The 13,272-nt window shown below is 70.8% G+C and carries 11 protein-coding genes; 9 read left to right on the top strand and 2 right to left on the bottom strand.

The genetic code is table 11. From position 1 onward, the window contains the following. Positions 1-12 precede the first annotated feature (12 nt). Together RCO38_RS10325 and RCO38_RS10320 are read right to left on the bottom strand one after the other, a co-directional pair. Positions 13-1,461 (bottom strand): 8-oxoguanine deaminase, encoded by a 1,449-nt coding sequence (locus RCO38_RS10325; protein ID WP_308328225.1) that lies wholly within the window; start codon positions 1,459-1,461, stop codon positions 13-15. 1 nt (position 1,462) lies between these two features. Beyond that, the gene (locus tag RCO38_RS10320; RefSeq protein ID WP_308328224.1) at positions 1,463-2,368 is read right to left on the bottom strand and encodes a LysR family transcriptional regulator; all 906 of its coding nucleotides are present in this window, start codon (positions 2,366-2,368) and stop codon (positions 1,463-1,465) included. Positions 2,369-2,491: 123 nt separating this feature from the next. On the opposite strand from RCO38_RS10320, the gene gcl reads away from it, so the two are divergent. From gcl to RCO38_RS10275, 9 genes are all read left to right on the top strand, one after another. Further along, entirely contained in the window at positions 2,492-4,279 is a 1,788-nt protein-coding gene (gene gcl / locus RCO38_RS10315) for a glyoxylate carboligase (RefSeq protein WP_308328223.1), read from the top strand. A gap of 31 nt (positions 4,280-4,310) precedes the next feature. After that, positions 4,311-5,108, top strand: coding sequence for a hydroxypyruvate isomerase (gene hyi, locus RCO38_RS10310; RefSeq protein WP_308328222.1), 798 nt, complete (start codon positions 4,311-4,313; stop codon positions 5,106-5,108). A 24-nt stretch (positions 5,109-5,132) separates the two neighbouring features. After that, a complete protein-coding gene (gene glxR / locus RCO38_RS10305) occupies positions 5,133-6,041 on the top strand; it encodes a 2-hydroxy-3-oxopropionate reductase (protein ID WP_308328221.1) in 909 nt (302 codons plus the stop codon). 20 nt (positions 6,042-6,061) lie between these two features. Then, positions 6,062-7,384 (top strand): glycerate kinase type-2 family protein, encoded by a 1,323-nt coding sequence (locus RCO38_RS10300; RefSeq protein ID WP_308328220.1) that lies wholly within the window; start codon positions 6,062-6,064, stop codon positions 7,382-7,384. A 23-nt stretch (positions 7,385-7,407) separates the two neighbouring features. Beyond that, positions 7,408-8,226 (top strand): DeoR/GlpR family DNA-binding transcription regulator, encoded by an 819-nt coding sequence (locus RCO38_RS10295; RefSeq protein ID WP_308328219.1) that lies wholly within the window; start codon positions 7,408-7,410, stop codon positions 8,224-8,226. A gap of 28 nt (positions 8,227-8,254) precedes the next feature. After that, complete coding sequence (locus tag RCO38_RS10290) at positions 8,255-9,397, top strand: MFS transporter (protein ID WP_308328811.1); 1,143 nt, start codon at positions 8,255-8,257, stop codon at positions 9,395-9,397. A 195-nt stretch (positions 9,398-9,592) separates the two neighbouring features. Continuing rightward, positions 9,593-10,303: a DUF3348 family protein gene (locus RCO38_RS10285; protein ID WP_308328218.1), complete on the top strand. Its 711-nt coding sequence runs from the start codon at positions 9,593-9,595 to the stop codon at positions 10,301-10,303. Next, positions 10,293-12,578, top strand: coding sequence for a DUF802 domain-containing protein (locus RCO38_RS10280; RefSeq protein WP_308328217.1), 2,286 nt, complete (start codon positions 10,293-10,295; stop codon positions 12,576-12,578). Before RCO38_RS10285 ends, RCO38_RS10280 begins: the two co-directional genes overlap by 11 nt. After that, the gene (locus tag RCO38_RS10275) at positions 12,575-13,270 is read left to right on the top strand and encodes an OmpA family protein (protein ID WP_308328216.1); all 696 of its coding nucleotides are present in this window, start codon (positions 12,575-12,577) and stop codon (positions 13,268-13,270) included. The genes RCO38_RS10280 and RCO38_RS10275 overlap by 4 nt, the downstream gene beginning before the upstream one ends. Positions 13,271-13,272 lie beyond the last annotated feature (2 nt).

The following is a 13,272-nucleotide window of genomic DNA, read 5'->3' as shown; positions in this document are numbered from 1 at the left end:
GCGCGTCGGCGCTCAGTGCGCCGCATCGGCCAGTTCAAGCGCCAGGCGGTTGTGGCGTTCCACCAGCGGACCGAGGTCCACGCTGGCCAGTCGGCCGTCGCGCACCACCACCCGGCCGTTGACCACGGTCCACGCCGCCTGCGGGCTGGCGCAGAGCAGCAGGCTGGCCACCGGGTCGTGCACCGCGCCGCCGGCGAAGCCGAGCGTGCGCAGGTCGAACAGCGCGAAGTCCGCGCACATGCCCACCGCCAGATGACCAATGTCCCGGCGGCCCAGCACCTGCGCGCCGCCGCGGGTGGCCAGGTGCAGGGCGTCGCGCGCCGTCATCTCGGCCGGGCCGAGGTCGCAGCCGAAGAACGTGCGGCCGCCGCGGGTCTCTGGCGCCGAGAGGGCGCGGCCCACGCGCGCCAGCAGCAGCGCCTGCCGCGCCTCGTTGACCATGTGGGCGCCGTCGTTGCTGGCGCTGCCGTCCACCCCCAGGCCCACCGGCACCCCGGCGTCGAGCATGCGGCGCACGGGCGCGATGCCGCTGGCCAGGCGCATGTTGCTGCAGGGGCAGTGCGCCACGCCGGTGCGGCTGGCGGCGAACAGGCCGATGCCTTCGTCGTCGAGCTGCACGCAGTGCGCGTGCCAGACGTCGTCACCCAGCCAGCCCAGTTCCTGCGCGTACTGCGCCGGGGTCTTGTTGAACTTCTCGCGGCTGTAGGCGATGTCGTGCGCGTTTTCGGCCAGGTGGGTGTGCAGGCGCACGCCCTGGCCCTTGAAGCTGCGCGCGAGTTCGGCGCTCTGCCTCATCAGCGCCGGGCTGACCGAGAACGGCGAACACGGCGCCAGCGCGATCTGCACCATGGCACCGTGCGACGCGTCGTGCCAGGTCTCGATCAGGCGCTGGCTGTCTTTCAGGATCGCTTCCTCCTGCTCCACCACACGGTCCGGCGGCAACCCGCCCGCGCTCTGGCCGACGCTCATGCTGCCGCGCGTGGCCACGAAGCGCATGCCGATGCGCTGCGCGGCTTCGATGCTGTCCTCCAGCCGCACACCGTTGGGGTAGATGTAGAGGTGGTCGCTGCTGGTGGTGCAGCCGGACAGCAGCAACTCGGCCATCGCCACCTGGGTCGAGACCAGCACCATCTCCGGCGTGAGGCCGGCCCAGATCGGGTAGAGCCCGCGCAGCCACGAAAACAGTTCGGCGTCCTGCACGCCCGGGATGGCGCGCGTGAGCGACTGGTACATGTGGTGGTGGGTGTTCACCAGACCGGGCATGACCAGGTGGTCGCGCGCGTCAATGGTCTCGCCCGCCGATTCGCGCAGGGCGCGCGGCAGTTCGGCGGTGGGGCCGATCCACTCGATGACGTTGTCGCGCACGAACAGCGAGGCGTCCTTCAGTTCGCGGGCCTGGGCCGGATCGGCATGGTCGAAGGTGGCGATGCAGGTGGCGTGGTGGATCAGCAGGGAGTTCATGTCACTTCAACCAGTAGTGGGGTTTGGCGTAGGTCTTCTTCAGGTGCTCGATGAAAAACCGCACCTTGGCCGGCAGGTGCCGCTGCTGCGGGTACACGGCCAGGATGTCGTAGGCGGGCAGGGCGTACTCGTCCAGCACGGTCACCAGCTCGCCGCGCTGCAGCTGCGCCTGGATTTCCCAGGTGCTGCGCCAGCCCAGGCCCAGGCCCTCGCTCACCCAGCGGTGCAGCAGCTCGCCGTCGTTGCAGTCCAGGTTGCCCTCGGCGCGCACGGTCACGGTCCTGCCGTCCTGCTGGAAGTACCAGCCGCGCTGCTGGCCGCCCTGCAGGTTGAAGGCCAGGCAGTTGTGTCGCGCCAGGTCGTCCAGCGTCTGCGGCTTGCCGTGTTTGCGGAAATAGGCCGGCGTGCCGCAGACCACGCGCTGGTTGGTCGCGAGCTTGATGGCGACGAAGTTCGGGTCGATGGCACCGCCGATGCGGATGCCCATATCGTAGCCCTCGCGCACCAGGTCCACCACGCGGTCGGTCAGGTTGAACGAGAGCTTGACCGCGGGGTGGGCCTTGAGGAAGGCGCTGGCGTGTGGCGCCACATGCAGCCGTCCGAAGGCGGCTGGTGCGGACACGATGAGGTGGCCGCTGGCCTGGTGCTTCTGCGCCGCCACGCTGGCCTCGGCCTGGGCCCACTGCGTCAGCAGCGGGCGGCATTCGTCGAGAAAGCGCGCGCCCGCGTCGGTCAGCACCAGGCGCCGGGTGGAGCGGTGCATCAGCTGGGTGCCCAGACGTTTTTCGAGCGCGTCGATGCGCCGGCCCATCATCACCGGGGTGATGCCGGCGTGCAGCGCGGCCGCGGCCAGGCTGCCGTGCTCCATCACGTTCACGAAGGCTTCGATTTCCTTGTAGCGGTCCATGAGGGCATGTTACCGGCGCGATTGCATACCGCAAGTATCGAATCAACTGACCGCCGGTGGCATTCACAAGACCATATGGTCTCCATAGCATCGGTCCCAGTCCACAAACCACTGGAGACAGGCATGGCGAAGATGAAAGCCGCGATGGCGGCGGTGCTGGTGATGGAGAAGGAAGGCATTGCCCAGGCCTTCGGCGTGCCGGGCGCGGCCATCAACCCGCTGTACGCCGCGCTGCGCGAGCGAGGCAGCATCGCCCACGTGCTGGCGCGCCATGTGGAAGCCGCCTCGCACATGGCCGAGGGCTACACGCGCGCCCGGGCCGGCAACATCGGCGTCTGCATCGGCACCAGCGGGCCGGCGGGCACCGACATGATCACCGGCCTGTATTCGGCCGGCGCCGATTCGATACCGATTCTCTGCATCACCGGTCAGGCGCCGCGCGCCCGCCTGTACAAGGAAGACTTCCAGGCGGTGGACATCGAGAGCATCGCCAAGCCGGTGACCAAGTGGGCGGTGACGGTGCGCGAACCGGCCCTGGTGCCGCGCGTGTTCCAGCAGGCCTTCCACCTCATGCGTTCGGGGCGGCCCGGCCCGGTGCTGATCGACCTGCCGTTCGATGTGCAGATGGCCGAGATCGAGTTCGACATCGACACCTACGAACCGCTGCCGGTCTACAAGCCCGCGGCCACCCGCCGGCAGATCGAGAAGGCGCTGGACATGCTGGCCGCCGCGGAGAAGCCGCTGATCGTGGCCGGCGGCGGCATCCTCAACGCCGACGCGGCGGGGCTGCTGGTGGAGTTCGCCGAGCTCACCGGCGTGCCGGTGATCCCCACGCTGATGGGCTGGGGCGCCATCCCCGACGACCACCCGCTCATGGCCGGCATGGTGGGCCTGCAGACCAGCCACCGCTACGGCAACGCAACCATGCTCGCCAGCGACTTCGTGCTGGGCATCGGCAACCGCTGGGCCAACCGCCACACCGGCAGCGTCGAGACCTACACCCGGGGCCGGAAGTTCGTGCACGTGGACATCGAACCCACGCAGATCGGCCGGGTGTTTGAACCCGATTACGGCATCGTGTCCGACGCCAAGGCCGCGCTGGAGCTGTTCGTGCAGGTGGCGCGCGAGCGCGTGGCCGCCAAGGCCTGGCCCGACTACACCGACTGGGCCGCGCGCTGCGCTGAACGCAAGCGCGTGATGCTGCGCAAGACGCACTTCGGGCAGATCCCCATGAAGCCGCACCGCGTCTACGAAGAGATGAACCAGGTCTTCGGCCGCGACACGGTCTACGTCAGCACCATCGGCCTGTCGCAGATCGCGGCGGCGCAGTTCCTGCACGTCTACGGCCCGCGCCAGTGGATCAACTGTGGCCAGGCCGGCCCGCTGGGCTGGACGCTGCCGGCCGCGCTGGGCGTGGTGGCCGCCGACCCGACTAAGAACGTGGTGGCGCTGTCGGGCGACTACGACTTCCAGTTCCTGATCGAGGAACTGGCCGTGGGCGCGCAGTTCCGCCTGCCCTATGTGCACGTGCTGGTCAACAACAGCTACCTGGGCCTGATCCGCCAGAGCCAGCGCGGCTTCGACATGGACTACTGCGTGCAGCTGGCCTTTGACAACCAGAACATGCCGGAAGACGCGGGCGAGCTGCGGGGCTACGGTGTCGACCACGTCGCCGTGGTCGAGGGCCTGGGCTGCAAGGCCCTGCGCGTGACCGACCCCGAGCAGTTGCAGGGTGCCCTGCGCCAGGCGCAGCAGATGGCCGCCGTGCACCGCGTGCCTGTCGTCGTGGAATGCATACTGGAACGCGTCACCAACATCGCCATGGGCACCGAGATCGACAAGGTGGTGGAGTTCGAGGACATCGACTGTCGCGCCGCCCAGGGTCTGGAAACCGCAGGGCTTCTGGACTGATCACGGACCACAAAAAACAAGGACAAACCACATGCCGCAATTTGCTGCCAACCTCTCCATGCTCTGGAACGAGCTGCCCTTCCTCGACCGATTCGACGCGGCGGCGAAGGCGGGCTTCAAGGCCGTGGAGTTCCTGTTTCCCTACGACCACCCGGCCGCCGAAGTGGCCGAACGCCTGCAGCGAAACCGCCTGCAGCTGGTGCTGCACAACCTGCCGCCCGGCGACTGGGCTGCGGGCGAGCGCGGCATCGCCTGCCTCCCGGGGCGCGAGGACGAGTTCCGCGCCGGCGTGGCCAAGGCCGCCGCCTACGCGCCGGTGATCGGCGTGCAGCGCTGGCACTGCATGGCCGGTCTGATGCCGGCGGGTGTGAGCGAGGCGCAGGCGCGTGCCACCTGGGTTTCCAACGTGCGCTTTGCCGCCGCCGAGGCGAAGAAGCTCGGGATCGCGCTGCTGATCGAACCCATCAACACCTTCGACATGCCGGGCTACTTCGTCAACCGGCCGCGCCAGGCCATCGCGCTGATGGACGATGTGGGTGCGGACAACGTCTTCCTGCAGTACGACATCTACCACGCGCAGCGCATGGAAGGCGAGCTGTGCAACACCATTCGCGAACTGTTGCCGCGCATCGCCCACATGCAGCTGGCCGACACACCCGGCCGCCACGAGCCGGGCACGGGCGAGATCCACCACCGCAACGTTTTCGACCACATCGACGCAGTGGGCTACACCGGCTGGATCGGCTGTGAATACAAGCCGAAGGATGGAACGCCGGGCGGCACGGACCGTGGCCTGGGCTGGATCGCCGCCCACGGTCAAAAGCTCTGACAAGCACCCACAAGGAGACGACACATGACCAAGAGCGGCACCAAAGTCGGTTTTATCGGCCTGGGCATCATGGGCGCGCCCATGGCGCTGAAGCTCATCCAGGCCGGTCACACCCTGTTCGTCGCCAGCCGCAGCAAGATTCCGGCGGAGCTGGCTGAAGCGGGCGCCACGGTCTGCACCAACGCCACCGAGGTGGCGAAGCGCGCCGACGTGGTCATCACCATGGTGCCGGACACGCCGCACGTGCAGGACGTGCTGTTCGGCGAGACCGGCGTGGCCAAAGGTCTGTCGGCCGGCAAGACGGTGGTGGACATGAGTTCGATCAGCCCCATGGCCACCAAGCAGTTCGCGCGGCAGATCAATGCCCTGGGCTGCGACTACCTGGACGCGCCGGTCAGCGGCGGCGAGGTGGGGGCCAAGGCCGGCAGCCTGACCATCATGGTCGGCGGACCCGAAGCGGCGTTCGAGCGCGTCAAACCGCTGTTCGAGGCCATGGGCAAGAACATCACCCTGGTGGGCGGCAACGGCGACGGCCAGACCACCAAGGTGGCCAACCAGATCATCGTGGCGCTCAACATCGAGGCGGTGGCCGAGGCCCTGCTGTTCGCCAGCAAGGCCGGTGCCGATCCGGCCAAGGTGCGCCAGGCGCTGATGGGCGGATTCGCGGCCAGCCGCATCCTGGAGGTGCACGGCGAGCGCATGGTCAAGCGGACGTTCAACCCGGGCTTTCGCATCGAGCTGCACCAGAAGGACCTGAACCTGGCGCTGCAGGGCGCGAAGGAGCTGGGCGTGAGTCTGCCCAACACGGCCAGTGCGGCGCAGCTGATGCAGAGCTGCGCCGCGCACGGGATGGCCGGGCTGGACCATTCGGCGCTGTGCCGCAGTCTGGAGCTGATGGCCGGACACGAGATCGCCCCCGCGCCGGCCGCCTGAGGCATCGCTAGACTGCCTGCATGACCGCCATCCAGCCTCCCACCCTTGAAGACCCCCGCGCCCTGCTGCGCCACCTGTACGACGTGGCGGTGCAGCGCGCCCTGCCGCTGCACAACACCGCCGCCCACCTGCCGGCGCCACCGAAAGGGCGCACCCTGGTGCTGGGTGCCGGCAAGGCGGGCGGGGCGATGGCGCACGCGGTCGAAGCCCTGTGGCCGCAGGAGGCACCGCTTTCGGGTCTGGTGGTCACGCGCTACGGCCACACGCCGCCGCGACCGGAAGGCCTCGCACAGCGCATCGAGGTCGTCGAGGCGGCGCACCCGGTGCCCGACGCCGCCGGTCTCGAAGCCGCGCAGCGCATCCTCGCGCTCACGCAGGGCCTGACCGAGGACGACCTGGTGCTCTGCCTCATCTCGGGCGGTGGCTCGGCCCTGCTGACCCTGCCGGGCGAGGGCCTGACGCTGGAAGACAAACAGCGAATCAACCTGCAACTGCTGGAAAGCGGCGCCCACATCGGCGAGATGAACACGGTGCGCAAGCACCTCTCGCGCATCAAGGGCGGGCGTCTGGCGGCGGCCTGTGCGCCCGCGCGCGTGGTCACGCTGACCATCAGTGACGTGCCGGGCGACGACGTGAGCGTGATCGCCAGCGGACCGACCGTGGCCGACGCGACGACCTGCGCCGACGCGCTGGAGATCCTGCGCCGCTACGGCATCGAAGTCCCCGCGTCGGTGAAACATCAACTGGCGTGCGGCGCACTCGAAACCCCCAAGCCAGGTGACCCGCGGTTGGCGCGCTGTGAGACCCACCTGATCGCCACGCCACAGCAGAGCCTGGACGCCGCAGCCGAAGCCGCGCGCGCGTTGGGCCTGCGCGCCTACGTGCTCAGCGACGAGATCGAAGGCGAGTCGCGCGAGGTCGGCAAGGTGCACGCGGCACTGGCCCGCTCGACGGCGCTGGGTCGCAGCTGTTTCGAAGCGCCTTGCGTCATCCTCAGCGGTGGCGAGACCACGGTGACCGTGCGTCCGCGCGCGGAGGGCCAGCCCAAGGGGCGGGGCGGACGGGCCGGCGAGTTCTGCATGGGCCTGGCGCAGGCGCTGGGTGGGCAGGCGAGTGTCTGGGCACTGGCGGCGGACACCGACGGCATCGACGGCGTGGAGGACAACGCCGGCGCGCTGGTGGCGCCCGACACGCTGGCGCGCGCCGCAGCCCAGGGCCTGAAGCTGGCCGACCACCTGGCCCGCAACGACGCGGTTGGCTTCTTCGAACCGCTGGGCGATCTGGTGGTCACCGGCCCCACGCACACCAACGTCAACGACTTCCGCGCGCTGCTCGTGACCTGACATCGCGGGTGGTTTGCACGTTTGTGCATGTTGTTTTTCTTGTTTGTGCACGATATGATGCGCGCATGAACACGGACATCCCCCTGGCGCGTCGCGACCAGATTGCCTCACGGCTGGCCCAGGGCCAGTCCGTGGTGGCGGCCACGCTGGCCGCCGAATTCGAGGTGTCGGAAGACGCCATCCGCCGCGACCTGCGCGCGCTGGCCGGTGAAGGCCTGTGCCGCCGCGTCTACGGCGGCGCGCTGCCGCCGCTGCCCGGCGCCACGCCCATGGCGGTGCGCATGGACGAGCAGCGCGAGCGCAAGGCCGCGCTGGCGCGGGCGGCGGTCGCCATCATCGAACCCGGCGAATTCCTGTTTCTCGACAGCAGCAGCACCAACCTCGCGCTGGCGCAGTGCCTGCCGCCGGAGTACGCCCTCACCGTGGCCACCAACTCGGTGGACATCGCCGCCGCGCTGCTGCGCCGCCAGGACGTGCACCTGATCATGGTGGGCGGCGCGGTGGACCCGCTGGTGGGCGGCTGCATCGACGCCACCGCGGTGCTCGCCGTGGGGCAGATGAACATCCAGCGCTGCTTCCTCGGCACCTGCGGCGTGCTGGTGGAGACCGGCATCTGCACCGTGGACGCGGCCGACGCCGCTTTCAAGCGCGCGCTGCGCGCCGCCAGCCAGCGCTGCGTGGCCATGGCCACCAACGACAAGCTCGGCCTGCTGCTGCCGCACCGGGTCACCCCCACCCGCGAGATCGACCATTTCGTGGTCGAACACGACGCCGACTTCGCCTTCCTGAAGGCGCTGGCGAAGCAGGGCACGCAGGTGCTCAAAGCAGACAGGCCGGAGTGATGCATTCATGACCGCTGCTGTGTTGACGGTGGGTGCCGACAGCCCCGCCACCCGCCTGGCCACGCGCCTGGCCTTCCTCGTCGCGGGCTTCGGGCTGGCCTGCTGGGCGCCGCTGGTGCCGTTCGCCAAGCAGCGCCTCGGGGTGGGCGATGGCGTTCTGGGCGCCTTGCTGTTGTGCCTGGGCATCGGTTCGGTGGTGGCGATGCTGTGGGCCGGCTGGTTCAGCGCGCGCCACGGCAGCCGGTCGGTGGTGATCGCGGGCGGCCTGGGTGTGGCCCTGCTGCTGCCGCTGCTCGCCGTGGCAGACGCGCCGCTGACGCTCGGTCTCGCCCTGATGCTCTTTGGTGCGGCGCTCGGTTCGCTGGACGTGGCGATGAACGTGCATGCGCTGGCGGTCGAGCGCGACGCGGGCCGGCCGCTGATGTCGGGCTTCCATGCGCTGTTCAGCGTGGGCGGCCTGCTGGGTGCGGCCTTCATGACCGCGCTGCTCTCGGCGGGTTGGTCGCCGCTGGCCGGCACGCTGCTGGGCTCGGCGCTCATGCTGGCCGCCATGGCGGGCGTGGCGCCCCGCCTGCTGCGCGCCACGCCCGCCGCCGGCGCGCCGGCGCTGGCCTGGCCGCGCGGTCCGGTGCTGCTGCTGGCGCTGCTGGCGGGCGTGTGCTTTCTGGTCGAAGGCGCGGTGCTCGACTGGAGCGCGCTGCTGCTGACCGAAGGCGGTCTGCTGGCCGCGGAGCAGGGCGGTTTGGGTTTCATGGTGTTTTCGGTCGCCATGACCGCCGGGCGGTTCGGCGGCGACGCGCTGTGCGCGCGCCTGGGCGACCGGGTGGTGCTGACGGCCGGTGGCCTGCTCGCGGTCGGCGGCTTCGTGCTGGTGCTGCTGGCGGCCTCGGCAGCGCCGGCGATGGCGGGCTTCTTCGGCATTGGTCTGGGCGCCTCCAACCTGGTGCCGGTGCTGTTCCGGCGCGCCGGTGCGCAGACCGTGATGGCGCCCGGCCTGGCGATCGCTGCCATCTCCACCACCGGTTACGCCGGGGTCCTGCTCGGCCCCGCCGCCATCGGCTTCGTGTCGCAGCTGCTCGGCCTGCCCGTCGCCTTCGCCCTGCTGGCGGCCCTGCTCGCCCTGCTGCCCCTGTGTGCCCACCGGGTGGTGGCACGGTCGGCCCGGCCCTGACGGAACGCCTGAGCGGGTCCTCGCCTCCGCCGGACGCCTCGCCCACGGCCGGTTACAAACCCGGCCGCCGAATCGTTTCTAATTACGCCCTGCCACCCGGGCCGTTGCCCGGCGCGGCACCGGCCCCCGGCGGGCCGGACATCCCCACCCGAACCGAATCACCACCGGTGCCCGCCCGGGCGCCGCGGACCCGTTTTGCGCAGCTCCTACCGTCTGTCCCATCCTTCCGGCCTCGCGCGCCAGCTCGCGCGTGCGCTGCCCGCGGGCGTGTCACCCGACGCGCCGCGGCAGGACGTGGCCGAGCGCCTGGGGCAGTGGCTCAACGTGGCCGAGGCGGTCGAGCTGCACGCGGCGCAGCCGGCGGTGACGGCCGCGGGCGCGGCGGCCGCGCGCCGCCCACCGCGCACCGAGCCGGCGGCCCTGCACGCCACGCTGAGCACCGAACTCGACCGTGTGCGCGCCGTGCTGGCCCGCTCCATCACCACCGCGCCGGCTCACAAGCCCGACCCGGACGACCTCGATACCGAGTTCGCGCTGTTCCACCAGCGGCTGGGCGACCAGCAGCGCCGCATGGAGATGAGCGTGGACTCGCTGCGCGAACACGTGCGCCAGCAGCTGGCCCAGTCCACGCCGGCCATGGCGCAGCTGGCTGCCACCGACGCCGTGATGGACGGTTTTTTCGGCGGGCGCGAGCAGCGCCTGCTGTCCACCCTGCCGGCCTTTCTGAAGGCGCGCTTCGCGGCCTTGCGCCGCGAGGCAGCACAGGCCCGTGAACCTGATACCCCCGACGACCTGCGCTGGCTGCAGAGCTTCGCGGCCGAGTTCGAGCAGACGCTGCTCGCCGAACTCGACCTGCGCCTGCAGCCCGTGACCGGCCTGATCGAAGCCCTTGCCCATGAGCACTGAAACCTCTTCGTCCCGTTCCTACCGCGCCCTGTCCGTCGCGGCCTTCGTCACCGGTCTGGCCGCCGTGGCCTGGGTGGCCAGCGGCTTCGTCGGCAGCAGCGCCTTCGCGCTGGGCATGACGCTGCTGATCGGCGCCGTCTTCCTGGGCGGTGCCTGGGAATTGCGCCGCTTCGGCCAGGCCACCGAGGGGTTCAACGCCGCCATGTCCCGCGTGCCGCAACCGCTGGGTCAACTGGCCGACTGGCTGGCCGGCGTCCCCGCGCCCTTGCGCAACGCGGTGCGCCAGCGCATCGAAGGCGAGCGCAGCGCGTTTCCCGGCCTGGCGCTCACGCCCTATCTGATCGGCCTGCTGGTCATGCTCGGCATGCTCGGCACCTTCCTGGGCATGGTGGTCACCTTCAAGGGCGCGGTGTTCGCGCTCGAAGGCTCGGCCGACCTCAACGCCATCCGCGCCGCGCTGGCCGCGCCCATCAAGGGCCTTGGCCTGTCCTTCGGCACCTCGGTGGCCGGTGTCGCCACCTCGGCCATGCTCGGCCTCATGGCCACGCTCGCGCGGCGCGAGCGCACCCAGGCGCTGCGCACGCTGGACGCACTGGCCGCCACCACGCTGCGCCCCTTCTCGGCCGCGCACCAGCGCCAGCAGAGCTTCGAGGCCTTGCAGCGCCAGGCCGAGGCCCTGCCCGCCGCCGCGCAGCATCTGCAGACGCTCATCGAACAGGTGGAACGCCGCAGCCAGCAGCTGGACGAGGCCCTGCTGGCCCGCCAGGCCGAGTTCCAGCGCGAAGCCGCCGCCGCCTACACCGGCCTGGCGAAGTCGGTGGAGCAGTCGCTGCGCGAAAGCCTCGCCGCCAGCGCCCGTGCCGCCACCGAGGGCCTGCAGCCGGTGGTGCAGCAGGCCATGGCCGGCATCGCCGCCGAATCCAGCCGCCTGCACGAAGGCGTGAACGCCGCGGTGCAGGCCCAGCTCGAGGGCCTGTCGGCCCGTTTCAGCGCCACCACCGCCACCGTGGCCGACACCTGGACCCGTGCGCTGGACCGGCAGGAGCAGGGGAGCCAGCGGCTGCTGCAAGGCCTGGACACGTCGCTCGCAGCCTTCAACAGCGGCTTCGACCAGCGCGCCGGCCAGCTTCTGGCCAGCGTGCAGGCCGCGCAGACCGAGGCCCAGGCCCTGCGCGCCCGGGCCGAACAGCAGCAGCAGGCCGAGCTCACGGCCGCGCTGGAGCGCATGGCGCAGGACCTGCGCACCCAGTGGCAGCAGGCCGGCGAACAGACCCTTGCGCAGCAGCGCACGGTGCTGCAGGCGCTGCAAGACACCGCCACACACCTCACGCAGCACAGCAGCGAGCAGACTGGCCGCAGCCTGGACGGCGTGGCCCGCCTGATCGCGCAGACCGAGGCCCTGGTGCAGGCCCGCACCGCCAGCGAGGCCGCGTGGACCGAACAGCACGCCCAGCGCATGGACCAGCTGGCCGGGCTGTGGCGCAGCGAACTGGCTGCCCTGCACGAGGCCGAGCAGCAGCGCCAGCAGGCAAGGTCCGAACAGCAGGGCCAGGCCTTCGGCGCCCTCGCGCGCCAGTTGCAGGCCTTGCGCGAAGACGAGGCCGCGCGCGGCAACGCCGCCGTGCAGCGCCTGGCGGATCTGCAGGCGGCGCTGGCCACCCAGCTGGCCACGCTGGGCACAGCGCTGGAAGCGCCCATGGCGCGCCTGATGCAGACCGCGTCCGAAGCCCCCAAGGCCGCGGCCGAGGTGATCGGCCAGCTGCGCGAGCAGATGAGCCGCCTGGCCGAACGTGACAACGCCACGCTCGGCGAGCGCGCCGAGCTGGTGGGCCAGATCGGCGCCCTGCTGCAGCAGGTGCAGCAGACCACCGGCGAGCAGCGCGCCGCCATCGAACACCTGGTCGGCTCAGCCACCGGCGTGCTCGACCGTGTGGGCCAGCAGTTCGCCGACACCGTCGGCACGCAGGCCGGCCGTGCCGAGGCCATGGCCGAACAGGCCGCCGCCAGCGCGGCCCAGCTCGCCAGCCTGGGCGAGGCCTTCCAGCAGGGCACGCAGCAACTGGCCGAAAGCCACGCGCAGCTGGTGCAGAACCTGCAGAAAGTCGAGAGCGCCATCGGCCAGTCGCTCGCGCGCAGCGACGAGCAACTGGCTTACTACGTGGCCCAGGCGCGCGAGGTCATCGACCTGTCCATCAGCGCGCAGCAGGGCATCGTCGAAGACCTGCGCAAGCTGCGTGGGCCGGTCGCCAGGGCCCAGGCGGGGGCCCCGGCATGAGCGCCTTCCACGACGCCATGGACGACCCGCAGGCCGAGGGCGACGACAGCGCCGAGCTCACCGCGCCCGTCTGGGCCGTGTTCGGCGACCTCATGGCCGGTCTGGTCGGTGCCTTCGTGCTGGTCTTCATCGGCGTGCTGCTCACCCAGGTGGACCTGGTCAACAGCCTGCAAAGCGAAATCGCCAGGCGCCAGCAGGAAGAGGCCCGGCGCATGGCGCTGGAAAAGGCGCTGGCCGTGCCCTTGGCCAGCGGACGCGTCACGCTCGACAACGGCCGCATCGGCATCAGCGGCAGCGTGCTGTTCGACCTCAGTTCCGACCAGCTGCGCCCTGAAGGGGAACAGCTGCTCAAGGCGCTGGTGCCGCCGCTGCAGGTGTACCTCGGCGAGCGCGACGAAATGCTCATGGTCAGCGGCTTCACCGACAACAAGACGGTGGTCCGGGGGCCGAGCCAGCGCTACGAGGACAACCTCGAGCTCTCGGCCCAGCGCGCGCTCACCGTCACGCGGGCGCTGATCACCAGCGGCATGCCGCGCTCGCGGGTGTTCGCTGCGGCCTTTGGCGCCGAACAGCCCGTGGCCAGCAACGCCGACGAACAGGGCCGGGCGCTCAACCGCCGCGTGGAGATGGCGCCGGTGCCGCGCGCCAGCTCCACGGCGGCCGCTGCAGCCCCTGCCGCCGCCAGACCGTGACA

It is taken from the genome of Hydrogenophaga pseudoflava (genome assembly GCF_031020795.1).
In the GTDB taxonomy this organism is placed as follows: domain Bacteria; phylum Pseudomonadota; class Gammaproteobacteria; order Burkholderiales; family Burkholderiaceae_C; genus Hydrogenophaga; species Hydrogenophaga pseudoflava_A.
Note: the sequence above shows the minus strand (reverse complement) of the source record. Positions and strands in the feature narration are given on the sequence as shown.

Coding starts and splice junctions, on each gene's coding strand:
- RCO38_RS10280 (WP_308328217.1), top strand. CDS start 10,293: ATGAGCACTGAAACCTCTTCGTCCCGTTCCTACCGCGCCCTGTCCGTC.
- RCO38_RS10300 (WP_308328220.1), top strand. CDS start 6,062: ATGACCGCCATCCAGCCTCCCACCCTTGAAGACCCCCGCGCCCTGCTG.
- hyi (WP_308328222.1), top strand. CDS start 4,311: ATGCCGCAATTTGCTGCCAACCTCTCCATGCTCTGGAACGAGCTGCCC.
- glxR (WP_308328221.1), top strand. CDS start 5,133: ATGACCAAGAGCGGCACCAAAGTCGGTTTTATCGGCCTGGGCATCATG.
- RCO38_RS10320 (WP_308328224.1), bottom strand. CDS start 2,368: ATGGACCGCTACAAGGAAATCGAAGCCTTCGTGAACGTGATGGAGCAC.
- gcl (WP_308328223.1), top strand. CDS start 2,492: ATGGCGAAGATGAAAGCCGCGATGGCGGCGGTGCTGGTGATGGAGAAG.
- RCO38_RS10325 (WP_308328225.1), bottom strand. CDS start 1,461: ATGAACTCCCTGCTGATCCACCACGCCACCTGCATCGCCACCTTCGAC.
- RCO38_RS10275 (WP_308328216.1), top strand. CDS start 12,575: ATGAGCGCCTTCCACGACGCCATGGACGACCCGCAGGCCGAGGGCGAC.